Annotated in this window: 23 protein-coding genes; 13 read left to right on the top strand and 10 right to left on the bottom strand. The window is 61.8% G+C overall.

Translation table 11 applies throughout. The features are described 5' to 3' along the window. Positions 1 to 23: 23 nt before the first annotated feature. The 3 genes from V5N47_RS13260 to V5N47_RS13250 are packed head-to-tail and all read left to right on the top strand — an operon-like array spanning position 24 to position 1,972. A complete protein-coding gene (locus V5N47_RS13260) occupies positions 24 to 257 on the top strand; it encodes an Rdx family protein (protein ID WP_338728167.1) in 234 nt (77 codons plus the stop codon). Positions 258 to 296: 39 nt separating this feature from the next. Continuing rightward, positions 297 to 1,214 carry an ABC transporter ATP-binding protein gene (locus V5N47_RS13255; RefSeq protein ID WP_338728166.1) on the top strand — a complete coding sequence of 306 codons (918 nt, stop codon included), beginning with the start codon at positions 297 to 299 and terminating at the stop codon, positions 1,212 to 1,214. Further along, a complete protein-coding gene (locus V5N47_RS13250) occupies positions 1,211 to 1,972 on the top strand; it encodes an ABC transporter permease (protein ID WP_338728165.1) in 762 nt (253 codons plus the stop codon). Before V5N47_RS13255 ends, V5N47_RS13250 begins: the two co-directional genes overlap by 4 nt. 4 nt (positions 1,973 to 1,976) lie before the next feature. Here V5N47_RS13250 and V5N47_RS13245 read toward each other — a convergent pair whose 3' ends face one another. Both V5N47_RS13245 and V5N47_RS13240 read right to left on the bottom strand, forming a co-directional pair. Next, the gene (locus tag V5N47_RS13245; protein WP_338728164.1) at positions 1,977 to 2,954 is read right to left on the bottom strand and encodes a trypsin-like peptidase domain-containing protein; all 978 of its coding nucleotides are present in this window, start codon (positions 2,952 to 2,954) and stop codon (positions 1,977 to 1,979) included. Between the two features lie 81 nt (positions 2,955 to 3,035). After that, a complete protein-coding gene (locus V5N47_RS13240; protein ID WP_338728163.1) occupies positions 3,036 to 3,665 on the bottom strand; it encodes a DUF420 domain-containing protein in 630 nt (209 codons plus the stop codon). A gap of 173 nt (positions 3,666 to 3,838) precedes the next feature. Here V5N47_RS13240 and V5N47_RS13235 point away from each other — a divergent pair, with 173 nt between their 5' ends. From V5N47_RS13235 to V5N47_RS13225, 3 genes are read left to right on the top strand one after another with little or no spacing between them, the layout of a single operon-like run. Further along, complete coding sequence (locus V5N47_RS13235) at positions 3,839 to 4,258, top strand: cobalamin B12-binding domain-containing protein (RefSeq protein ID WP_338728161.1); 420 nt, start codon at positions 3,839 to 3,841, stop codon at positions 4,256 to 4,258. A gap of 1 nt (position 4,259) precedes the next feature. Continuing rightward, positions 4,260 to 5,231, top strand: coding sequence for a methylmalonyl Co-A mutase-associated GTPase MeaB (meaB, locus tag V5N47_RS13230; RefSeq protein WP_338728160.1), 972 nt, complete (start codon positions 4,260 to 4,262; stop codon positions 5,229 to 5,231). Between the two features lie 25 nt (positions 5,232 to 5,256). Further along, positions 5,257 to 6,159 carry an alpha/beta fold hydrolase gene (locus V5N47_RS13225; protein WP_338728159.1) on the top strand — a complete coding sequence of 301 codons (903 nt, stop codon included), beginning with the start codon at positions 5,257 to 5,259 and terminating at the stop codon, positions 6,157 to 6,159. Here V5N47_RS13225 and V5N47_RS13220 read toward each other — a convergent pair. From V5N47_RS13220 to V5N47_RS13195, 6 genes are all read right to left on the bottom strand, one after another. Further along, the gene (locus tag V5N47_RS13220; protein ID WP_338728158.1) at positions 6,156 to 6,542 is read right to left on the bottom strand and encodes an OB-fold domain-containing protein; all 387 of its coding nucleotides are present in this window, start codon (positions 6,540 to 6,542) and stop codon (positions 6,156 to 6,158) included. The genes V5N47_RS13225 and V5N47_RS13220 overlap by 4 nt on opposite strands. Continuing rightward, the gene (locus V5N47_RS13215) at positions 6,539 to 7,705 is read right to left on the bottom strand and encodes a thiolase domain-containing protein (RefSeq protein ID WP_338728157.1); all 1,167 of its coding nucleotides are present in this window, start codon (positions 7,703 to 7,705) and stop codon (positions 6,539 to 6,541) included. The genes V5N47_RS13220 and V5N47_RS13215 overlap by 4 nt, the downstream gene beginning before the upstream one ends. 77 nt (positions 7,706 to 7,782) lie before the next feature. After that, positions 7,783 to 8,058, bottom strand: a complete 276-nt coding sequence (locus tag V5N47_RS13210; protein WP_338728156.1) for a hypothetical protein — start codon at positions 8,056 to 8,058, stop codon at positions 7,783 to 7,785. A 45-nt stretch (positions 8,059 to 8,103) separates the two neighbouring features. Continuing rightward, a complete protein-coding gene (locus V5N47_RS13205; RefSeq protein WP_338728155.1) occupies positions 8,104 to 9,246 on the bottom strand; it encodes an acyl-CoA dehydrogenase in 1,143 nt (380 codons plus the stop codon). A gap of 64 nt (positions 9,247 to 9,310) precedes the next feature. Then, the gene (locus V5N47_RS13200) at positions 9,311 to 9,712 is read right to left on the bottom strand and encodes a hypothetical protein (RefSeq protein WP_338728154.1); all 402 of its coding nucleotides are present in this window, start codon (positions 9,710 to 9,712) and stop codon (positions 9,311 to 9,313) included. Positions 9,713 to 9,795: 83 nt separating this feature from the next. Beyond that, positions 9,796 to 10,548, bottom strand: a complete 753-nt coding sequence (locus V5N47_RS13195; protein ID WP_338728152.1) for a DUF2797 domain-containing protein — start codon at positions 10,546 to 10,548, stop codon at positions 9,796 to 9,798. A 132-nt stretch (positions 10,549 to 10,680) separates the two neighbouring features. On the opposite strand from V5N47_RS13195, the gene V5N47_RS13190 reads away from it, so the two are divergent. After that, positions 10,681 to 11,010, top strand: a complete 330-nt coding sequence (locus V5N47_RS13190; protein WP_338728150.1) for a BsuPI-related putative proteinase inhibitor — start codon at positions 10,681 to 10,683, stop codon at positions 11,008 to 11,010. A 23-nt stretch (positions 11,011 to 11,033) separates the two neighbouring features. Here V5N47_RS13190 and V5N47_RS13185 read toward each other — a convergent pair whose 3' ends face one another. Further along, complete coding sequence (locus V5N47_RS13185) at positions 11,034 to 11,969, bottom strand: NAD-dependent epimerase/dehydratase family protein (protein WP_338728149.1); 936 nt, start codon at positions 11,967 to 11,969, stop codon at positions 11,034 to 11,036. 148 nt (positions 11,970 to 12,117) lie between these two features. Here V5N47_RS13185 and V5N47_RS13180 point away from each other — a divergent pair, with 148 nt between their 5' ends. The 6 genes from V5N47_RS13180 to V5N47_RS13155 all read left to right on the top strand — a co-directional run bounded on the left by V5N47_RS13180 (position 12,118) and on the right by V5N47_RS13155 (position 17,196). Beyond that, positions 12,118 to 13,743 carry a Na+/H+ antiporter NhaC family protein gene (locus V5N47_RS13180; RefSeq protein ID WP_338728147.1) on the top strand — a complete coding sequence of 542 codons (1,626 nt, stop codon included), beginning with the start codon at positions 12,118 to 12,120 and terminating at the stop codon, positions 13,741 to 13,743. An 89-nt stretch (positions 13,744 to 13,832) separates the two neighbouring features. Further along, the gene (locus tag V5N47_RS13175) at positions 13,833 to 14,654 is read left to right on the top strand and encodes an alpha/beta hydrolase (RefSeq protein WP_338728146.1); all 822 of its coding nucleotides are present in this window, start codon (positions 13,833 to 13,835) and stop codon (positions 14,652 to 14,654) included. Between the two features lie 24 nt (positions 14,655 to 14,678). After that, positions 14,679 to 15,215 carry a tRNA (cytidine(56)-2'-O)-methyltransferase gene (locus V5N47_RS13170; RefSeq protein WP_338728145.1) on the top strand — a complete coding sequence of 179 codons (537 nt, stop codon included), beginning with the start codon at positions 14,679 to 14,681 and terminating at the stop codon, positions 15,213 to 15,215. A gap of 47 nt (positions 15,216 to 15,262) precedes the next feature. Next, positions 15,263 to 15,781 (top strand): transcription factor E, encoded by a 519-nt coding sequence (tfe, locus tag V5N47_RS13165; RefSeq protein WP_338728144.1) that lies wholly within the window; start codon positions 15,263 to 15,265, stop codon positions 15,779 to 15,781. After that, the gene (locus tag V5N47_RS13160) at positions 15,782 to 16,447 is read left to right on the top strand and encodes a DUF2110 family protein (protein ID WP_338728143.1); all 666 of its coding nucleotides are present in this window, start codon (positions 15,782 to 15,784) and stop codon (positions 16,445 to 16,447) included. Further along, positions 16,444 to 17,196 (top strand): DUF5803 family protein, encoded by a 753-nt coding sequence (locus V5N47_RS13155; RefSeq protein ID WP_338728142.1) that lies wholly within the window; start codon positions 16,444 to 16,446, stop codon positions 17,194 to 17,196. The genes V5N47_RS13160 and V5N47_RS13155 overlap by 4 nt, the downstream gene beginning before the upstream one ends. Here V5N47_RS13155 and V5N47_RS13150 read toward each other — a convergent pair. After that, on the bottom strand, positions 17,193 to 19,424 hold the full coding sequence (locus V5N47_RS13150; protein WP_338728140.1) for a DUF2298 domain-containing protein: 2,232 nt from the start codon (positions 19,422 to 19,424) through the stop codon (positions 17,193 to 17,195). The genes V5N47_RS13155 and V5N47_RS13150 overlap by 4 nt on opposite strands. Positions 19,425 to 19,613 lie beyond the last annotated feature (189 nt).

Here is a 19,613-nt window from a genome sequence, read left to right as displayed (position 1 = left end):
CGTGCGAACTTCGTTTTTCGAGTATGACCGACGTTGAAATCACCTACTGCGTCCCCTGTGGCTACCTCCCGCGGGCAGAGGAGTTGCAACACGCGATTTGCACCTCGTTTGAAGGGTATCTCGATACCCTCACCCTCCGCATGGGCGACCACGGCGTCCTCCGTGTGACGGTTGACGGCGAAGTGGTCTACGACAAGGCCGACGACGAGTACGACGTAGATTCCATCGTGCGCGCCTGTCGCACGCACATTTTCTAAATCGAACCCCTTACGACAGGGACGGGAGTGGGGTTACGTATGACCGACGTACTCGTCTGCGAGGACGTCCGACGTCGATACGGCGACACGGTCGCTCTCGACGGCGTCTCGCTTTCTGTGGCCGAAGGGGAGGTGTTCGCGCTCATCGGGCCGAACGGCGCGGGCAAGACCACCCTCGTGCGCGCCCTGACCGGAACCACCGACGCGGAGGGAACCGTTTCGCTGTTCGGAAGCCCACCCGACGCGGTAGACCACGCGCGCATCGGCGTGCTCCCCCAGTCGTTCGACCCACCGGAGCGCCTCACACCCAGAGAGCTACTCGAATACTACGCGGGCCTCTACGACGACTCGAACGACCCCGACGACCTGCTCGCGTTGGTCGGCATCGAGGGAGCAGCGAACACGTGGTACGAAAATCTCTCGGGCGGGCAACAACGGCGCACCTGTGTCGCCATCTCGCTCGTAAACGACCCCGACCTCCTGTTCCTCGACGAACCGACGACGGGCATCGACCCGGCGGGACGCCGCGACCTCTGGAACCTGTTAGAAGACCTCGTCGCCTCGGGAACCACCATCTTCCTCACGACTCACTACATGGAGGAAGCCCACCGACTCGCAGACCGAGTCGGCTTGCTCTCTGCGGGGAAACTCGTCGAAGTCGGTTCACCAAGCGAGCTCGTTGCAGAACACGGCGGTGAGAGTCGCCTCACCTTCGAGACGAGCGTCAAAACCGCCGACCTCGCGGGGTCGGGGTATCGCGTCGAAGCGAGCCAGAACCAACTCACCATCTTCGACGTGCCCCCCGAAGCAATCGGCGACGTGGTCACAGAACTCGAAGCACGCGGGGTCACTTACGACGCCCTGTCGTGGAGTCAACCCACGCTCGAAGACGTGTATCTCCGACTCACCGGCGCTGCGTTTGCCGACGACGACGAGAAAGTGGAGATGGCCCAATGAGCGCCGTTAGCCGTGTCTCGGCCGAGTTCGTCGCTGCGTGGCGCTCCTTTACCCGGCGTCGAACGGCCGTGTTCTTCACGTTCTTCTTCCCGGCGTTGCTCGTACTCATCTTCGGCGCACTTGTCCAAACCCAGCCGACCGGCGGCGGCCTGTTCGCAGAGCCCGCAGGCTACTACGTGCCGGGCTACCTCGCCGTCGTCGTGCTGTTCACCCCGCTCTCGCGGGTTGGGAGTGAAGTCGCCCGCCATCGCGAGGGCAACCGCTTCGAAAAGCTGGCGACGACCCCACTCAGACGCTGGGAGTGGCTCGCCGGACAGATGCTCGTGAACGTCGTCATCATCGGCATCGCCGCGCTCCTGTTGCTCGGTATCATCCTGCTCACGACCGGTGCGGACATCGTTCTCTCACCCATCATCATCCCGTTCCTCGCGGTGGGCGTGGCGCTCTTTTGTGGCCTCGGGGCGATTCTCGGGAGCACCGCTGGCTCGCAGGACGGCGTCATCGCGGCGAGTAACGGGATTGCCCTGCCACTGCTGTTTCTCTCAGAGACGTTTATCACGCCGGACTTGCTGCCCGCGTGGTTCCGGCCGGTCATGGACATCTCGCCGCTCACCTACTTCGCCCGTGGCGTTCGCGCAGTCACCTACGCACCAGTGAGCGGCGGGTCAACAGCGTGGATAGAATCGTTCGTCATTCTCTCGGTGCTCGCCGTCGTCATCTTCGCCGTTGGCGCGGTGCTCATCCCGACGACGGACTGAGTGCTCAGGCGACCGAAATCCGGCGGGCGGGTTTCGGGCGCGTGCCGAGCGTAATCGACTCGGTGAGGCGTTCTCCGTCCCGGATAATCTCGACGGTGAGTGGTTCGTCCGGGCGGGTTTCGAGAATCAGGTAGCGCATCAGTTGCTCGTGGGAGCTAATGGAGTGGCCGTTCACGCCGACGATAATGTCGCCGCCGACGGGCACTTCTTGGCCGCGAATCTCTTTCGTGGCGTGACAGCCGATGAGCGCACCGCTCGCCGGGCCGAGGCTCACATCCGCGACGAGGACGCCTTCTGGGTGGGCTAAGTCGTTCGCCTCCGCAATCGTCGGCGACACATCGATGGTGCGAACCTTGAGATACGAGTGGCGGTACTCGCCATTTTCGATGAGTTCGGGAACGACGCGATTGACGATTTCTGCGGAGATGGCGAAGCCGATGTTGTCGCCCCCGCGCGCCCGGTTCACGCCGACGACTTCGCCCGCGAGCGTGACGAGCGGGCCGCCGCTGTTGCCGGGGTTGATGGGGGCGTCGGTCTGGACGGTATCGGGAATCGAGAAGCCGTCTTGGGTTATCATCGAGCGGTTCGCGCCGCTCACGAGGCCCGCGGTAATCGAGCCTTCGAGTCCCATTGGGTTGCCGAGTGCGGCGACGGGTTGGCCGGGTCGGGGGTTCTCGCTGGCGATGGGGAGTGGGGTTGCGTACTCTGGGAGGTCTGCGACTTCGACGACGGCGAGGTCGGTATAGGCGTCTTTGCCGATGACTTTTCCGACCCGCCAGTCGCCCTCGCTGAAGCGAATATCGACTTCCTTCGCGATGGTGACGACGTGTTGGTTCGTGACGATGTGCCCGGTGCCATCGACGACGTCGTAGACGAACCCAGACCCGGAACCGTTGTAGCGCCCGCCGTGGAGGACGTACAGCGACACGACAGAAGGAATCGTCTCACTGTACAGCGTTTCGTAGGTGTGATTGTGCGTCATGGGAGGGACACCGAGGCGGCGGGCCCCGATGCCTTTACCTGTGGTTAGGGTGGCGAAGAAGATAAGCCGTGCGTGGACGTGTCACGGACGGCGCAGGCCGAGGGTCGGTACCACGAACAGTGCGCCGCGGTGGAGCGGCTCCCACGCGTAGATGTGGTTGAGCAGGAGGTAGGTGACGATGCCGAGTCCGAGGCTGAGCGTCCACGCCGCGACAGCGATACGGCCGATTTTCGCGTGGTTCGTCCGTTTAAGTTCCTCTGGGGTATGGGTCAGCCCGAGCACGACGGCGTAGATGACGACGGGAACCGAGACTACGGAAAGCAGGATGTGGACGGCGAGCATGATGAGGTAGGCGATTTTCACCAGTTCGGGGCCGACAAACGCCTTCTCGAACCCGCCGCCGACTTTGAGCAGGTAGACGACGAGGAACAGCAAGATGAGCGCGAACGAGGTGAGCATTGCCGCGCGGTGTTTTTGAATCTCGTTGCGCTTGATGAAGCGCCATCCGGCGAGCAGCGCGATGAGCGCCGCAGAGTTGATGACGGCAATCATGTCAGAGAGCAGGATGACCGTCTCGTTGCTAATCTGCGGGAAGATGTCGATTGCGCCCGCGAACACGCCGATGACGAGGGCGTAGCCGACGATCGACAACACGATGGTGAGCGTTCGGGGATTCTCCTTTGCCCAGGAGGTTCCGCTGGCGGTGGCCATTGGCCGTGTGTAACGACGCGGAGGCTATGTGTCTTTGCGTTTGTGGCTTCTCGAGTGGCACACGCTCGCACTGCACGCCCCCTGAAGCTTGCCGTCCGTGGAATTTTGGCTCATTCCGACCACCGGATGTCGGTTCCGGTAGAGTAAAATTGCCCGATACAGAATGATTCACCATGAGTACAGAGCAATCACAGCGACCGATTCGGTGTCTCGTAGCGAAAGTTGGACTCGACGGTCACGACCGTGGGGCGCACGTCATCGCCCGTGCCTTCCGCGACGCCGGGTTCGAGGTCATCTATTCTGGACTCCACAAAGCACCCGAAGAAGTCGTTCAGGCGACCGTCCAAGAGGACGTCGACGTCCTCGGCATCTCCATCCTCTCTGGGGCCCACAACACGCTCGTCCCGAAAATCATCGCCGGTCTGAAAGAGTACGACGCCTTCGATGACACCCTCATTCTCGTTGGCGGCATCATCCCGGACAAGGACAAGAAGGAGCTGAAAGAAGCCGGCGTCGACGCCGTCTTCGGTCCGGGTGCGGCGATGGAGGAGACGATTACGTTCGTCCGCGACAACGTCCCCGCCCGCGACTAACATGAACGCAACAGCGAGTCTCGTAGACGACCTACTGGCTGGCAAACACCGGGCGCTCGCACGCACCATCACGAAAATCGAGAACCGCTCGCCGGGCTACCGCGAGCTCATCTCGCAGCTTCACGCCCACACCGGCGACGCCGAAGTCATCGGCATCACGGGGAGTCCGGGTGCGGGTAAATCGACGCTCGTCGACCAGATGGCGAAGGTCTACCGTGAGCAGGGGCACACCGTCGGCGTCATCGCCGTCGACCCCTCCTCGCCCTATACCGGTGGCTCCGTCCTCGGCGACCGCATCCGCATGGCGTCGACCGTTGGCGACATGGACGTGTTCTTCCGGTCGATGAGCGCCCGCGGCAGCCTCGGCGGGCTGTCGACGGCCACTGCTGACGCCGTGAAAGCACTCGACGCCTTCGGCAAGGACAAAATCATCATCGAAACAGTCGGCGCGGGCCAGAACGAAATCGACATCGTCCGCACCGCAGACACCGTCGCCGTCCTCGTCCCGCCCGCGAGCGGCGACGACATCCAGATGCTGAAAGCCGGAATTCTCGAAATCGGCGACGTGTTCGTGGTGAACAAAGCCGACTTAGACGGCGCAGACCGGACGGTTCAGGAACTCAAAGAGATGATTCACATGCGCGATTCCGATGACGAGTGGGAGCCACTCGTCGTCGAAACCGTCGCCAAAACTGGTGCGGGAATCGAGGAGTTCCTGTCTGTGCTCGAAGACCACTACGAGCACCTCGAAACCTCCGGCCTCCTCGACGAAAAAGCGCGGACGCGTTACGCAGAGGAGATTCGCGCGTTGCTTCGCGCCGACATGGGGACGCTCATCGCAAAAGAGATTGATGAACAGGGCGGCATCGACAGCCTCGTAGACGAGGTCGTCGCCCGCGAGGCAGACCCCTATACGATTGCAGACCGCATCATGGAACCGCTCGAAGACTGCACCGGTCGCCGTCAGTCCTAAACGCCCGCCGCCCGTTTTTTCGCGTATGAAGCGTCTCCTCGCCGGAGCAACCGCCCTCGCCTCGCCCGTCCTCGCAAACCAGTATCTCGCCATGCGCGCAGCAGCCCTCGAACCGGCCCTCTCTGGAACCCAACACACCTACCAGTGGCGCGGGTTCGACGTGGCCTACACCGAAGCGGGCGACGAAGCCGCCCCGGACCTTCTCTTGCTTCACGGCATCAACGCCGCCGCTTCGAGCGCCGAGTGGCAAGAACTGTGCTCCACGCTCGCCGAATCCTACCACGTCATCGCGCCCGACCTGCCCGGCTTCGGCCTGTCGGAGCGTCATCCCGTGGACTACGACGCCGCGTTCTACACGGCGTTCGTCAGCGACTTTGCCGCAGACACGACCGAAAACGCCACGTGGGTCGCTTCCTCGCTGACGAGTGCCTACGCCGCCAAGGCCGCGGGCGATTCCGACTGCGAGAAACTCATTCTCATCTGCCCGACGGCCACGACGATGGGCGAGCGCTCGTGGGTTAAATCACTGCTTCGCGCGCCAGTCCTCGGCCAGACGCTGTTCAATCTCATCGCCTCCAAACGGTCGATTCGCCACTTCAGCGCAGACCACAGCTACTACGATGAGGCCGAAATCACCGACGAGCGCACCGAGTATGAGTGGCAGACCGCCCACCAACCGGGCGCGCGCTTCGCCCCTGCGTCGTTCGTCTCCGGCGGACTCGACAGCGATATCGACTTAGGCGAGACGCTCGCCGCGCTCGACATTCCCGTATCCATCGTCTGGGGAGCAGACGCCGATATTTCGCCCGTCTCAGAGGGACGAGCGTTGGCAAACAAAGCGGACGCGACGCTGTTCGTGTTCAAACGCGCGAAACTCCTGCCGCACGTCGAACGCGCGGAGAAGGTCCTCGAAAACGTGTTCGCCTAACGCGGGCGGAACACGACGAGTCGCTCGCCCATTGTTGCGGTCTGTTCGATGCTTGGACCGACGACGAGACCAGTCGAAACGTCGTCTGGGTCGATGCCACGCACCTGACCGGTGAGCCGAACCGGTCCGAAATCGACAATCGCGGTGACGTAGGGCGTGTCTTCTTCGAACTCTGGTGTTGTGATGTTGATGACGGTATAGGTCTCGATTTCCCCAGATTCGGCGAGTGGCTCCTCTGTCAGGTGCTGGTCGCCACAATGTGGGCACGCCCGGCGCGGTGGAAGCGACCCGTGGCCGTTCGCACAGCGCAGGTAGAACCCCTCGTCCGCCTCGATGGCGTCGAGGAGGTCGTCGAACCCAGCGTCGCGCACGTTCTCGCTCATTCGACCACCTCCAAGACATGGACAACGGCACTGCCAACGGTGCCCCCCGCGTTGTGACAGACGCCGACGTCTGCACCGGGAATTGCGTCGCTTCGGGCGTGGTCGCCACGCAGGAGCTTGGTCATCTCCGCGATTTGTGCCGTCCCGGTCGCGCCGACTGGGTGGCCTTTCGCCTTTAATCCACCAGACAGATTGACCGGGAGCGTGCCGTCTCGCGTGGTTTTCCCGTCCCGGGCAGCACTGATGCCTTCACCGCGTTCGAAGAAGCCGAGCGACTCGATTGCGAGCACTTCCGCGATGGTGAAGCAGTCGTGCACCTCGGCGACATCCACGTCTTTCGCCGAGATGTCTGCGTCCTCGTAGGCCTGTTTCGCCGCCTTGTCCGCGGCCGGTGAGGTGGCGAGGTCGCCGCGGTCTTGGAGCGCCATTTTGTCGCCTCCTTGGCCGGTGCCGGTGACGGCGACGGTCGCTTCGATGTCGTGGTTCTTCGCGTAATCCTCGCTTGCGAGGACGACCGCGCTTGCGCCGTCGGTGATTGGGCAGGCGTCAAACAAGCCAAGCGGCGAGGCGATCATGGGTGCCGTAAGGGCTTGGTCTACGGAAATCGCCTTTCTGAACTGGGCGTACTCGTTCGGGAGGGCGTTTTCGTGGTTTTTCACCGCGATGTGTGCGAGGTCTTCGCGCGTCCCGCCGAACTCGTCGAAGTATGCGCGCGCCATGAGGGCGTACGCGCCGGGGAACGTCATCCCTGCGCGCACTTCGTACAGGTCGTCTGCGGCGATGGCGAGTGCCTCCGTCGCGCCCGCCGTCCCGAGGTTGTTCATACGCTCTGCCCCACCAACGAGCAGCACGTCTGCTTCGCCGTTTCTGAGGGTTCGCACGGCCTGTCGCATGGCGACGCCCGACGACGCACACGCGGCTTCGTAGCGAGTGGCTGGCACGTCGAGGCCGACGGCTTCTGCCATCAGCGGGCCTTGGTGACCCTGATGTTCTGCCATTTCGCCCATGAAATTGCCATAAAAGAGCGCTTCGATGTCTCCGGAATCGACCCCAGCATCGTCGATTGCGGCGAGACCGGCTTCAGCAAACAGGTCGCGGGCGGTTCGTTCTGGCTGTTCGCCAAACGGCGTCAGACCCACCCCTGCAACACGAACGGTTGTCATATGTTGACATATGCGCTGTTCGAGATAAAGCCCTGCCGGAGGCCCCAATATCTGAAAAGGAATCGTGAGAGGCCGCGTTACATCCCCATGTCGGCCGCCGCCTCGGGAATCGGCAGGTCGTGGGGCGACACCGAGAGCAGCTCTGCGGCGTGGTCTAACGCCATGTCGAAGCCGTAGTAACGTTCGAGTTCGTCGCCGTCCGCTGTTGGTCGCACTTTGAGCATGGCGTAGCCCTCTCTGTTCTGGGCTATCGCGGCCGTGACGCCGCCTTTCTCGAAGGTGAGCACGCGCTCGTGGTCAGTTTCGAAGTACTGCGCCGTAATCTCGTTTTCCGTGAGTTCCGTTTCGGTCATTGTGAAACGCTACGGCCGAACCCAGTCGAAGCTATCGGTTCTGCCTCAGTTGAGCAACTGGGCGGCGATGGTGTTGCGAAGCACCTCAGAGGTGCCTTCGTAGATTTCGTTCAGCTTTGCGTCGCGGTAGAAGCGCTCTGCGGGGAAGTCCTTGGTGTAGCCGTAGCCGCCGTGGATTTGGATGCCTTCGTTTGCGACTTCGCGGGAAATTTCGCTGGCGTAGAGTTTCGCCTGTGCGGCTTCCTTGATGAAGTTCTCGCCGCGAATCTTCTTATCTGCGGCGAGGTGCATGAGCATCCGTGCGGCAGAAATCTTGGTGTCCATGTCCGCGAGTTTGTGCTGAATCGCCTGGAACTGTGAGATTGGGCCGCCGAACTGCTCGCGCTCTTGGGCGTAGTCGAGTGCTTCGTCAAGCGCGGCCTGTGCAATCCCAATCGAGCGGGCGGCAATCGTGATGCGACCACCGTTTAACGTTTTGAGCGCCTGAACGAAACCTTCGCCCTCGTCGCCGAGCAGGCGGTCTTCGGGGATGCGCAGGTCGTCGAAGCGGAGTTCCGCGGTCGGACAGCCCTTGTCGCCGAGTTTGTCTTCCGTACCCTCGACGTAGAAGCCATCGTCCTCCTCCGGACGCACGATGAACGAGGAGATGCCCTTGTTGCCGGCGTCCGGGTCGGTCTTTGCGAACAGCGTCACGGTGTCTGCGACCGAGCCATTCGAAATCCAGAGTTTACTCCCGTTGATGACGTACTCGTCGCCGTCTTTCTCGGCGGTGGTACCCATCGCGGGCACGTCGCTGCCCGCCTGCGCCTCAGAGAGCGCGAACGCGCCCATGTCTGTGCCTTCTGCGAGCGGCGTCAGGTACTCTTGTTTCTGTTCTTCGTTGCCGAACTCGTAGAGCATGTTTCCAGCGAGCGAGATGTGGGCGGCGACGACGGTGCCGACGCCGCCGCTCCCGCGCGCAATCTCCGAGAGGCCAATCGCGTAGGAGTGATAGTCGAGGCCTGCACCGCCGTATTTCTCGGGGAACGGCATCCCCATCAGGCCGAGTTTTCCCATCTCGGAGACGAGGTCTGCGGGGAACTCGTCGTCGTGGTCGATGTCCGCCGCAATCGGCTTAATCTCCTCGTCAACGAACTCAGAGACCATGTCCTTGATTTGCTGTTGCTCAGCGGAGAGGCTGAAGTCCATGCAGAGAAATTAGGATGGTCGTTCCTTTACTTTATTGAAAGCCTGCCGTCACAGCCGACGTGGCTTATCGGTCTTCGAGGGCGTCTGCGATGCGGCCGAGTTCGCGGCGAATATCAACCATCTCGTCGCGTGCTTTGCGCACTTCGCGGATGAGTTCCTCGTTCGCGCGGCTGTTAGACTGTTCGCGTTCTGGTCGCCCGCCCATTGCGCCACCGGGGCCACCGCCCATCATGCCACCCATCATCTGGGCGAACGGGTTTCCGCCCCCACCCATGCCGCCGGGGCCGCCGCCGCCCATGCCGCCCCCGCCGAAGGCCTCTTCGAGTCGCTCTTCTCGGCTTCGCTCGCCGTCGCCCTCTTCTCGCTCTTGGGCGCGCTTTTCGCGGATTTCCTCGACGCGCTCGCGGAACGATTTTTCTTCTGCGCCCGACTCGTCTGCTTGCTCTTGTTGGTCGTCTTCCGTCATAGACGCGGGTTGGGAGTGGCCGCGGAAAAACGTTGTGGGGACACTGTGAGAGCCTGACAGTCAACGCACGCCGTCGCTGGATTTCAGAACGCCGTCAGACTCGATTGTACGTCCTTCGTCGTGCCGCCGTTTCCGAGTTCGTAGCCGACTAGGCCGCGCAAATCGACGGCGTAGGTTGATCCGGCGTGGCGAACCACGAGTACGCGCCCTTGCGTGCCGACGACCGTACCGGTGGCGAGCGTCTCTGCGATGGGCGAGACATCTAACGAAAAGCCGTAGTCGAAGTCGAACGTCTCTATCACGTCGAATTCTTCGAGCAGGGTATTCCACGCCGTCTCGTCAACCGCGCGGTGGAGGCCTGTGATCTTCGTCGGAACGCGCACGCGGTCAACCAATCTATTCGCAATTTCGGCTTCTTTACGCCGCGCGAGACGTCCATCAGAGACGGTGAGAATGTGGGCCGCGCGGTCTGCACCCTGTTCGCGCAACCGGGTGTCGAGTCGCCAACTGCGGGTGACGCCGACTTTGAAGATGTTGGGCGCAAAGGCGGCGAGGTAGACGGCGTGTTCCTCGTGGCAGGCGTCGATTGGCATCGAACAGTTCCCGGTGCAGATGGCACACGGCCACATGTCGGTGTGGAGCTGACAGTACGGCGCCTTCGCGTTCTCGCAGACGTGGTGGGTACCGTCTACGGTGACACCCGCACAGTGGCGCTCCCCGAGTGTGTAGGCGAGCTGTGTACCGGGAGCTAACGGTTCATTGCGGAGCACACCATCTTCGGCAATCACGAGCGCGGGGTCGTGCTCCGGGCCGGTTCGGTACCCAACGATTTGCACAGACTGGCCTACGTGACCGCCGTCTAAAAACCGTCCGTTAGGAACGGAACTCTCCGATGGGGTCGCCACACACCTTCGAGCGAGAACTGCTCAGACCCCACTTCTAAGACCACCACCTGCGACTGCGTTCACATGGCCCTCGAAACGAGCCTTGAAGCGACTCCCGACGCCGATTGTGTGCGCTTCGTTCTCGAAATCACGAACACCGACGACCAACCCAGTTCGCTCACCTTCCGCGACGCGGGAAAAGCAGATTTTGTGGTGTTGGACGGCGAGACGGAGTGTTGGCGCTGGTCTGACGGCCGAGTGTACGCCCAGGTGCTCACGACCGAGGAACTCGCACCGGGTGAGACCCTGCGGCTTGAAGCTGTCTGGGAGCAGCCAACGCCCGGGGAGTACGACGTAATTTGCGAACTCAAAACGATGGATGGGGACGAAATACGAACGACACTATCAGTATGACGTTCCCGTAATACGGCACAGTATTACTGGTCGGGGTCTTCGAGCAGTTCTCTCACGGCTTTTCGCACGGATTCGTGCGAGGAGAGGGTTGGTTCGTAGCCGAGGGCGGAGAGTTTCTCAATCGAAAGGCGCATCTTCGGTACGTCGCCAGTCCAACCGCGGTCGCCGCCGGTGTACTCGTACTCGGGGTCGAGTCCCATTTCATCGGAAACGATGTCTGCGATGGTCGTGACCGAGGTGGTCGTGCGCGTTCCGAGATTGTAGGAGTTCATCGGCGCGTCTGCAGTCTCCACAACGTGCGCGATGGCTTCGACGCACTCTGAAACGTGCATGTAGGACTTCTCTTGGCGACCGTTGCCGAGAATGACGAGTTTCTCAGGGTTGTCCTGCAGTTTCTCAACAAAATCCGGGACGACACCGTGCCCGAAGCGCGGGCCGACGATGTTTGCAAAGCGGAAATTCCACACCGTGAAGTCATACGAGTGGGCGAACACGGAGAGGAGGCTTTCCTCTGACAGCTTTGCTGCGCCGTAGATGCTGATGGGTTCGAGCGGGGCGTAATCTTCGGGCGTTGGCCGCGGAGCCTCGCCGTAGATGGTCGAAGACGAGGTGAACACGAGATTCGAGACGCCGACTTCGTCCATGCGTTCTACAATATTGTAGGTGATGTCGCCGTTCACCTCGAATTGCTTTCGCGGTTCGTCCGAATTTACGTACTTCTCTGCGGCGGCGAAGTGGAACACGGCATCGAGGTCGTCGGTGATGACCTCCGCCACGGCGGCTTCGTCCGCGAGGTCCACGTTCACGAACTCGGCGGCTGTGGGGACGCTGTCTCGAATCCCGTTCGAGAGGTTGTCGGCGACGATGACCTCGTTTTCGGGGAGCAGTTGGGCGACCATCCGAGAGCCGATGAGCCCTGCGCCACCGGTCACGAGAATCCGCTTACCTGAGAGCTTCATGGCCCGAAATATGTGGGACTCATCAAAGGCGTTCTGGGTTGTCGCCTAGAATATGAGATTGTATGACACTGTAAAAATACAGATATTTTTTGAATGACTGTCCAACAGCCAGAACAATTATTAGAGGGTTTCCGGTAGAAAACGAGTGATGCCAACAGAGACGACGTTTGGGCTGATTAGCTTGCTGCCTGCGTTGCTGGCAATCGTGTTGACCCTCGTCTCCCGACAGGCGTTGCTCTCCCTGTTCGCCGGAGTCTGGCTCGGCGCGACAATCCTCGCCGGATGGAACCCCATCGCAGGGGGCGCAAAGGCCCTCACATTCGTGGTGCAAAACGTCACAGAAACGTTCAACGCAAAGCTCCTGCTCTTTACGTTCCTCATCGGCGCACTCCTCGGGATGGTGTTCCTCTCCGGGGGAATGCGCGCCGTCGCAGACGGAATTGTAAAGCGCATCAAAACACGGAGACAAGCAAAGGCCGGGACGGCGTTCCTCGGGACGCTCATCTTCTTCGATTCGTACGCGAGTACGATGATTTCCGGGTCGGTGATGCGGCCGGTCACCGACCGCTTCGAAATCTCCCGGGAGAAACTTGCCTACCTCCTCGATTCGACCACCTCGCCGATGGCGAGTCTCGCCGTCGTCTCAACGTGGCTCGGCTTCGAGGTCGGCCTCATCCAACAGCAGTTTACCGAACTCGGCATCCAGCGGAGCGCCTTTGTCGTGTTCGTTGAGTCCATCCCGTTTCGCTTCTACAGCGTGTTCGCGCTCATCCTCGTCTACATCGTGGTGTTTACCGACTGGAACTTCGGCCCGATGAAAAAGGCAGAAGCGCGCGCGCAAAACGAGGGCAAACTGTTGCGTGATGACGCCTCGCCACTCATGGAAACCCAAGCGAGCGACATCGAGACGCCAGCCCACGTGAATCCGCGCTGGTGGTACTTCGCCGCGCCAATCGTCGTGCTCGTCGCCACCACGCTCGTCGGCCTTTGGTGGACCGGCGGCGGCCCCGCAAAGACGAGCGCGGCGCTCGCAAACACGGAGGGTGTCGATGCCATCCTCGCATTCTTCCAATCGTACGCCGACTCGCTCAAGGAGGCGGGCACCGCAGACGCCATCCTCTACGCCGCGTTCGCGGGCTGTACGACCATGCTCGCGATCCTCGTCGGCCACGCACGCATCGGCCTCGACAAGGTCTCAGACTCCATCTTCGAGGGGTTCAAGATGGTCATGTTCCCGGTCGCCATCCTCTCGCTCGCGTGGACGATTGGCTTCGTGAGCAGCGAACTCGGCGTTGGCGATTACGTCGTGAGCGTCGCAGAGGGTATCATCACCGCACCCCTGCTTCCGGCGGTCATCTTCCTCACCGCCGCGCTCATCAGTTTCGCCATCGGCACCTCGTGGGGGACGATGGGGATTCTGTTCCCCGTCGCCGTTCCGCTCGCCGTCGAACTCAACGCAGCCATCACGCTCGCCATCGCGGCCATCCTCACCGGGTCGCTGTTCGGCGACCACTGTTCGCCAATCAGCGACACGACGGTCATGAGTTCGATGTTCGCCGCGAGCGACCACGTTGACCACGTCGCCACGCAGATGCCGTATGCGATGCTCGCGGCGACCGTGGGGACGATTTCCTTCCTCGTGAGCGGCTACACCACGATTCCGGTGTGGGTGACGCTGTTCGTCGGCACCGTCGCGCTCGCTGGTAGCGCTTACGTCCTCTCTGAGTACGTTGGCAAAACAGACCGCGTCGGTGTCGGCGCGATGTTCGACTGAACTGGCCACTGCAGTTCCGCGTGTGAGTGTGTCTCACACCGTACACGACCGACTGATGGCTTTTTCTCACCCGGCCCGATTGTCTCGGTATGCGTCTTCCCTACGAATGGGCTACCGCCAGCGTCTCGGTAAACGGAGTTACGCTCCAGTGTTACCGAACTGGCGACGGCCCGCCGCTCGTCATGGCACACGGCTTTTTCGAGAACGGGCCGTGCATGGAGCGGTTGGCAAACGACCTCGCAGACGAGTACGAGGTAATACTCTATGACGCCCGCGGCCACGGGCGCTCTGCTGCTCCCGACACAGGCTACACCATCGACGACCGCGTCGCAGACCTCGTGGGAGTCGTGGAGGCGCTCTCGCTCGAAAACCCCATCTTGTTTGGCCACTCGATGGGGGGCTCGACGGCAGCGTGGGCGGCCGCCCGTCACCCAACTCTCCCGCGCGCACTTGTCTTAGAAGACCCAGCGAATCTGCGCGGCTGCCACGCGCGACCCACAGCGGAGCGTGTGCGTCTCGTCCGTGACCAACTGGAAGCGTGGGAGGGCCAGTCGGTCAAAGAAATTGCGAGCGACTACGAACAGTACGGCCCGAATTTAGCGCGTAACCTCGCAATCGCCAATTCAGAGTGTCGCCCGCCCATCGTCAAAATCGCTCGTGCGGGCTACCCGCAGACGGCAGACGCCTTCCCAGCAATAACGTGCCCGACGCTCGTCATCAAATCTGACGCAGAACCCGACTCGCGCGCAGGCGACCTCACAGCAGCAGAGCAGCTGGCGTTGGGGCGCCTCGTCCACATCCCCAACGCGGGCCACGCGGTGTTCCGCGACCAGTACGAGGCCGCCTACACAGAGCTCAAAACGTTTCTCACGCGAGTCGAGACGCGAACGCACCAATCCGAAACCCCCTAACCGCCGCCCCCGTTTTCTCTTCCCATGCAGGGAGAACCCGAAGTCGTCATCCTCCGGCTTGGCCACCGTCCCGGCCGAGACGAACGGATGACCACCCACGTCGGCCTCACGGGCCGGGCACTCGGCGCAGACCGCGTCATCCTCGTCGATACGGAGAGCTCGAAAGACACAATCGAAGACATCACCGGCCGCTTTGGCGGCCCCTACGAGGTCGAAGTCGTCTCCTCACACCGCCCCGTTATCCGCGACTGGGAGGGGAAAATCGTCCACCTCACGATGTACGGCGAGCGCGTCCAAGACGTCGAAGCCGACATTCGCGCCGCCCACAGCGAAGACCCACTGCTCATCGTCGTCGGCGCGGAGAAGGTGCCGTTCGAGGTGTACGACGCCGCAGATTGGAACGTTGGCGTGACCAACCAGCCACACTCGGAAGTGGCGGGACTGGCCGTGTTCTTAGATCGCCTGTTCGAGGGGCGGGAACTCGACCGCGAGTGGGTCGGCGCGAAAAAGCGCGTCATTCCACAGAAGACGGGCAAGCGCGTAGAGCCAGTGGACGAGTAAGACTGTACCCGATGGTTTTAAACTCCTGAGCGCATCACTTTCTGGTAATGGCTTTTGAGGAGCTTCTCGAGGACCCTGTCATCCAAAAATATCTCCACGAGTTAGTTGGACCGACGGGTATGCCGGTCGCCGCCGCGCCGCCTGACGGCGAAGTGACCGACGAGGAATTGGCGGAGGATCTGGGGCTCGAACTCAACGACGTGCGGCGCGCCCTGTTCATCCTCTACGAGAACGACCTCGCCACCTATCGACGTCTTCGCGACGAAGACTCTGGCTGGCTCACGTATCTCTGGACGTTTGAATACGACGCCATCCCCGAGAACTTGGCAGACGAGATGGACCGCCTCCTCGGCGCGTTAGAAGAGCGCCGAGAGTACGAACAAGACAACGAATTTTTCCTCTGTGAAGTCGACTCGATTCGCTTCGAATTCGGCGAAGCGATGGACTTTGGCTTCCAGTGTCCCGAGTGCGGTTCCCCGCTCGACGCGATGGACAACTCTCGGCTCGTCGAAGCGATGGACGACCGAATCGGCGCGCTCCGGGACGAACTCAACGTAGACATCTGAATGGTAGTACTCGCAACAAAACTGTACGTGAAAGGAGACGCCCGCGAGCGCTCGCTCGACGGGCTTCGGTCACTTATCAACAACGACATCGGCGACCTCGATGTCAGCTTCACCATCGGGATTCTCGACAACGACTTCCCGTCGGTAACGCTCGATGGCCCCGACGCCACCATCGCGCGCAACACCCTTCGTGAGACGTGGGGTGAAATCACCAACTCGTTCAAAGACGGCGAAACCTACGTCGGCACTTTCGAACACTGGGACGACGACGGCTTCATCTTGGACGCCGGACGCGAGATTCGTATTCCAGCCGAGAAACTCGGCCTCGGAACCGGGTCTCCGGAGCAGATTCGAAAACGCTTCGGCCTCGTCCAGCACACACCACTGAAGTTCGTTTACGGCGAGCCGTGCCGACTGGCCGACGAACAGCGCGACGAACTCTACGAGTGGACACGTGGCCTCGGGCGCGTGAACGTCAACAACGCCACCCGCGGTGAGGTTCGCGCGACGGTCAATCGCGCGGGTCACGCCCAAGACATCGTGACGGTCGAACGCCTTGGCCTGCTCGAACAGAGCATCGTCTGTAAAGAAAGCACGGACCCACCCGGACTGCTCGCCAGCATCGGTGAGTACGTGCCTGCTGAACTCCTCTGTGTCATCCCATGAGACGTCGGCTGCTCGCCCTTGCCCTGCTTGCCCTGCTCACAATGTCCGCGGGCTGTACCGCGATATTTGGGCCCGGTGAGGTCGATCAGCAACGTCTCAACGAGAATGCAACCTACGACTGGGACACGAACGCGAACGCCACCATCGACATTCGTAGCGGCGAATATCAGGCGGTGTACGCCGTCGACCAGTCGACAATCGAACTCTACGACCGCGACGGCTTTGGCACCGAACGCCCGCTTGAAATTTCGGCGCTCAAATTCCAGTTCGAAAACGGGACGGTCGTAAACGCATCCGCTCTCGACGTGTCGCAGACGCGAAACCGACTCATCGTTGACCTCCCTGCAGAGCACGGGAAAGTCGCCTACAGCGCCCCCGCCCAAGGCAAGAGCTTCGGCACGCCGACGTTCGTGACTGGCTCGTACGAAGTCATCCTCCCGCCCGGAATGCGTGTCGATTACGTCCCGCTCGCGCAGGTTCAGCCCGGTGGGTACGAGACGCGCCTTGAGGACAACCGCGTCCACATCACCTGGGCCGATGTCCAGAGTCGCGCCGTGATTCTGCGGTGGTATCTCGACCGCGACCTGACCATCTTCGCGACGGTGGCCGCCGGGCTCGCAATCGCCGGAATCGTCGGTGCGTTCTACTATCTCAAACAGATTCGCGTCCTTCGCGAGCGCCGAGAAGAACTCGGCTTGAGCGTGGATATGGACGACGACCGCCGCGGCCCGCCGCCGGGAATGCGCTAGTTTTCTCTCAACTGCTCGGGCTTCACTTCGTAAATCGTCACGTCCCCGCCCTCGTAGGCGACCGACACGCCAGCTAACTGAGAGACGTCGCCGGGGTCGTACGCCTCGCGCTCTTGTGGCCCGACGTAGATGTAGCGTACGTCGTATTTTTCGAGGACGGCAACCTGTTCTGCAGGCGTTCCGGTGTAGAATTTCGTCGTGTCGGTGACCCGCTCGTCGTAGGCCTCTTGGCCGTGATAGATGCGTTCGTGCGGCCAGCCAACGACCGACGGAAGCCCGGTGAGCGCAGAGGGCGCGTTCGCCCAGCGGTACGCACCGCCCGGCGCTTCGATGAGGTGTGGGCTGCCCTCTCTGTCGTCGAGCCAGTGAATCGCCTCGGCTTCGCCTGCGTGGTAGTCAGCAACGTACTGCAGGCCGTCGAGCGTCATGTCGTCGGTCGCGCCGTCGTTGAAGTGGCCAGCGAGGGCGAATACACCGTAAAACGACGTGGAGATGACGAGGAGTGCGGCGAGAACCCGCGCGCCGGTGCGCCAGTTCGTTGGGATTGCCTGCCCGCCTTTGAGGAGGCGTGCGAGCATCACCGACGCCGCAACCGACCAGAGCACCCAGATCTGCATGTACACCTTGAACACGGTGTTAAAGCGGCTGGGCGCGGCGTTTTCTTGGACGAAGGCGAACTCAACGATGAGCGCGAGGCCGAGGCCCGCGAGCATCAACACGGTCTCGTAGCCAATGTCGTCACGGAGTCTGAGCAACAGCCAGCCAGCGGCGAGCAGTGGGCAAAAGAGGGCCACGCCCGCGAGACCGCCAAACCACGCCGTCGGAATGAACAACGCGAGGACAACGCCTGTTTGTGCGGCGTGTTTCCTGAGTTCCGGACGCGCGTGGGCGACAAGATACGGGACGAACACTGCGAGGAACGCACCGTGGACCACGAGCAGGGGGACGAGCGCGGTTCGTTCGGGGAACAATCCAATACTCCGCCTGCTCGCGGTTCCGAGCCAGAACGGGAGCGTCCAGAGCAGGCCACCTGCGAGGATGACGACAGTACAGGCAAGCGCGCTAACGAGCCGTACTAGCTCGTTCGTGAGCCACGACTCAGCGCGTCGTGTCCGCGTCGCAATCTGTCGAGAGAACAGTGTCGTCGGGGTCGCAGGCGCGAACGCGAGCGAGAGCCACGCGAGCCCCAGCACGGTCGGGAACGACCATGTGTTGACGAACGCGATGAACCCGGCGAGCGGTGGAAGTGCCCCGAAGACGAGCAGGCGACGGCGCGTCACCTCGCGTGCTGGCGTTCGGAAGTAGACGAACAACAACCCGGCGGCGAGCAGGAGAAACGGCGTGCTCATCATGTGCGCGTGGAGGTCGCCGTTCAGCCACGAGAAGAAGGGGAACTCGTTGATCGTGCCCGGAATCACGCGGCTTGGATGCCAGTAGGCAAATTCACGCGGCGGGGCGACCACCTTCTCTGCGGCGAGGTCGTTCAGGTTCGCCGCGATAACTCGGCCAAGCGGACCGCCAATCGCGTCTGGGAGCGCCCAGATGAACACCTGCACGCCGGTGAGCAGGTTGCTCGCAAATCCGATGAAGAAGGCCGCAAAGAGCCCGGCTTTTCGGCGGGAGACCGAGAACCCGGCGGCAACCGTTCCCGCGAGGCTGTAGCCTGCGGCGATGAGCATGCCGAAAAATCCGGAAAGTGCAAGATTGTAGGCGAATCGGGCTTCCGTGCCAGTGAGAATCGTGAGCAGCGCGGTGAGGAGATGGCCGCCGAAGTAGTAGCGAACTGGCGCGTCCGCGAACCAGAAGTCCTCTGGCGGGAGCGTTGGCGAGCGCAAGAGCGTTTTGAGCAGGCCAAAATCGAGGAACTTCTCCCCGCCACCGGGAATGACGCCGGGGTCGGCACCACGAATGAAAATAATAAACAGAAACGCAACCACGAACACGAGCGGCACGTCGATTCGGTCACGCCACTGAATTTCGATATCTCGGGAGAGCGCGAATCCGGCCGCGCCGCCGAGGGCGAGGAGCCCGGCAAGCACCGCAATCCACCCAAAGGCGAGGTGACCAACCCAGTAGGCGACGAGCGTGAGTATCCCGAGACCGAGTGGGAGGGCGAATCCTGCACCTTGGTCGTCGAAGCCAGCAAAGAGCAGCGCCGCAAGGGGCATCGAAAGCGCCCAGAAGGCAAGATACACCGCAAGCCACAGCGCAACGAGACCGAATTCCATTACGCGAAAAAACGGACAGGAGTGATTAAACCTCTTGTGGATGGCCGAAATCGCGGGCAGTAGCTGGCAACCAAGCTCGACGGAAGGCGGTTTGATTGCTGGTCGCTGTCTTCTTCTGGAAAACAGGTCACGTCCATCAATTTTTCTGGAGGTGCGGTGCTAATAGGCCCACGGCTCCGGGTAGGGACG

It is taken from the genome of Haladaptatus sp. DJG-WS-42 (assembly GCF_037198285.1).
GTDB lineage: Archaea > Halobacteriota > Halobacteria > Halobacteriales > Halococcaceae > QDMS2.
This window is presented reverse-complemented; position numbering and strand designations above follow the sequence as displayed.

Excerpts from the sequence above, each read along its gene's own strand:
- V5N47_RS13260 (WP_338728167.1), top strand. The coding sequence starts at position 24 with ATGACCGACGTTGAAATCACCTACTGCGTCCCCTGTGGCTACCTCCCG.
- V5N47_RS13255 (WP_338728166.1), top strand. The coding sequence starts at position 297 with ATGACCGACGTACTCGTCTGCGAGGACGTCCGACGTCGATACGGCGAC.
- V5N47_RS13250 (WP_338728165.1), top strand. The coding sequence starts at position 1,211 with ATGAGCGCCGTTAGCCGTGTCTCGGCCGAGTTCGTCGCTGCGTGGCGC.
- V5N47_RS13245 (WP_338728164.1), bottom strand. The coding sequence starts at position 2,954 with ATGACGCACAATCACACCTACGAAACGCTGTACAGTGAGACGATTCCT.
- V5N47_RS13240 (WP_338728163.1), bottom strand. The coding sequence starts at position 3,665 with ATGGCCACCGCCAGCGGAACCTCCTGGGCAAAGGAGAATCCCCGAACG.
- V5N47_RS13235 (WP_338728161.1), top strand. The coding sequence starts at position 3,839 with ATGAGTACAGAGCAATCACAGCGACCGATTCGGTGTCTCGTAGCGAAA.
- meaB (WP_338728160.1), top strand. The coding sequence starts at position 4,260 with ATGAACGCAACAGCGAGTCTCGTAGACGACCTACTGGCTGGCAAACAC.
- V5N47_RS13225 (WP_338728159.1), top strand. The coding sequence starts at position 5,257 with ATGAAGCGTCTCCTCGCCGGAGCAACCGCCCTCGCCTCGCCCGTCCTC.
- V5N47_RS13220 (WP_338728158.1), bottom strand. The coding sequence starts at position 6,542 with ATGAGCGAGAACGTGCGCGACGCTGGGTTCGACGACCTCCTCGACGCC.
- V5N47_RS13215 (WP_338728157.1), bottom strand. The coding sequence starts at position 7,705 with ATGACAACCGTTCGTGTTGCAGGGGTGGGTCTGACGCCGTTTGGCGAA.
- V5N47_RS13210 (WP_338728156.1), bottom strand. The coding sequence starts at position 8,058 with ATGACCGAAACGGAACTCACGGAAAACGAGATTACGGCGCAGTACTTC.
- V5N47_RS13205 (WP_338728155.1), bottom strand. The coding sequence starts at position 9,246 with ATGGACTTCAGCCTCTCCGCTGAGCAACAGCAAATCAAGGACATGGTC.
- V5N47_RS13200 (WP_338728154.1), bottom strand. The coding sequence starts at position 9,712 with ATGACGGAAGACGACCAACAAGAGCAAGCAGACGAGTCGGGCGCAGAA.
- V5N47_RS13190 (WP_338728150.1), top strand. The coding sequence starts at position 10,681 with ATGGCCCTCGAAACGAGCCTTGAAGCGACTCCCGACGCCGATTGTGTG.
- V5N47_RS13185 (WP_338728149.1), bottom strand. The coding sequence starts at position 11,969 with ATGAAGCTCTCAGGTAAGCGGATTCTCGTGACCGGTGGCGCAGGGCTC.
- V5N47_RS13180 (WP_338728147.1), top strand. The coding sequence starts at position 12,118 with ATGCCAACAGAGACGACGTTTGGGCTGATTAGCTTGCTGCCTGCGTTG.
- V5N47_RS13175 (WP_338728146.1), top strand. The coding sequence starts at position 13,833 with ATGCGTCTTCCCTACGAATGGGCTACCGCCAGCGTCTCGGTAAACGGA.
- V5N47_RS13170 (WP_338728145.1), top strand. The coding sequence starts at position 14,679 with ATGCAGGGAGAACCCGAAGTCGTCATCCTCCGGCTTGGCCACCGTCCC.
- tfe (WP_338728144.1), top strand. The coding sequence starts at position 15,263 with ATGGCTTTTGAGGAGCTTCTCGAGGACCCTGTCATCCAAAAATATCTC.
- V5N47_RS13160 (WP_338728143.1), top strand. The coding sequence starts at position 15,782 with ATGGTAGTACTCGCAACAAAACTGTACGTGAAAGGAGACGCCCGCGAG.
- V5N47_RS13155 (WP_338728142.1), top strand. The coding sequence starts at position 16,444 with ATGAGACGTCGGCTGCTCGCCCTTGCCCTGCTTGCCCTGCTCACAATG.
- V5N47_RS13150 (WP_338728140.1), bottom strand. The coding sequence starts at position 19,424 with ATGGAATTCGGTCTCGTTGCGCTGTGGCTTGCGGTGTATCTTGCCTTC.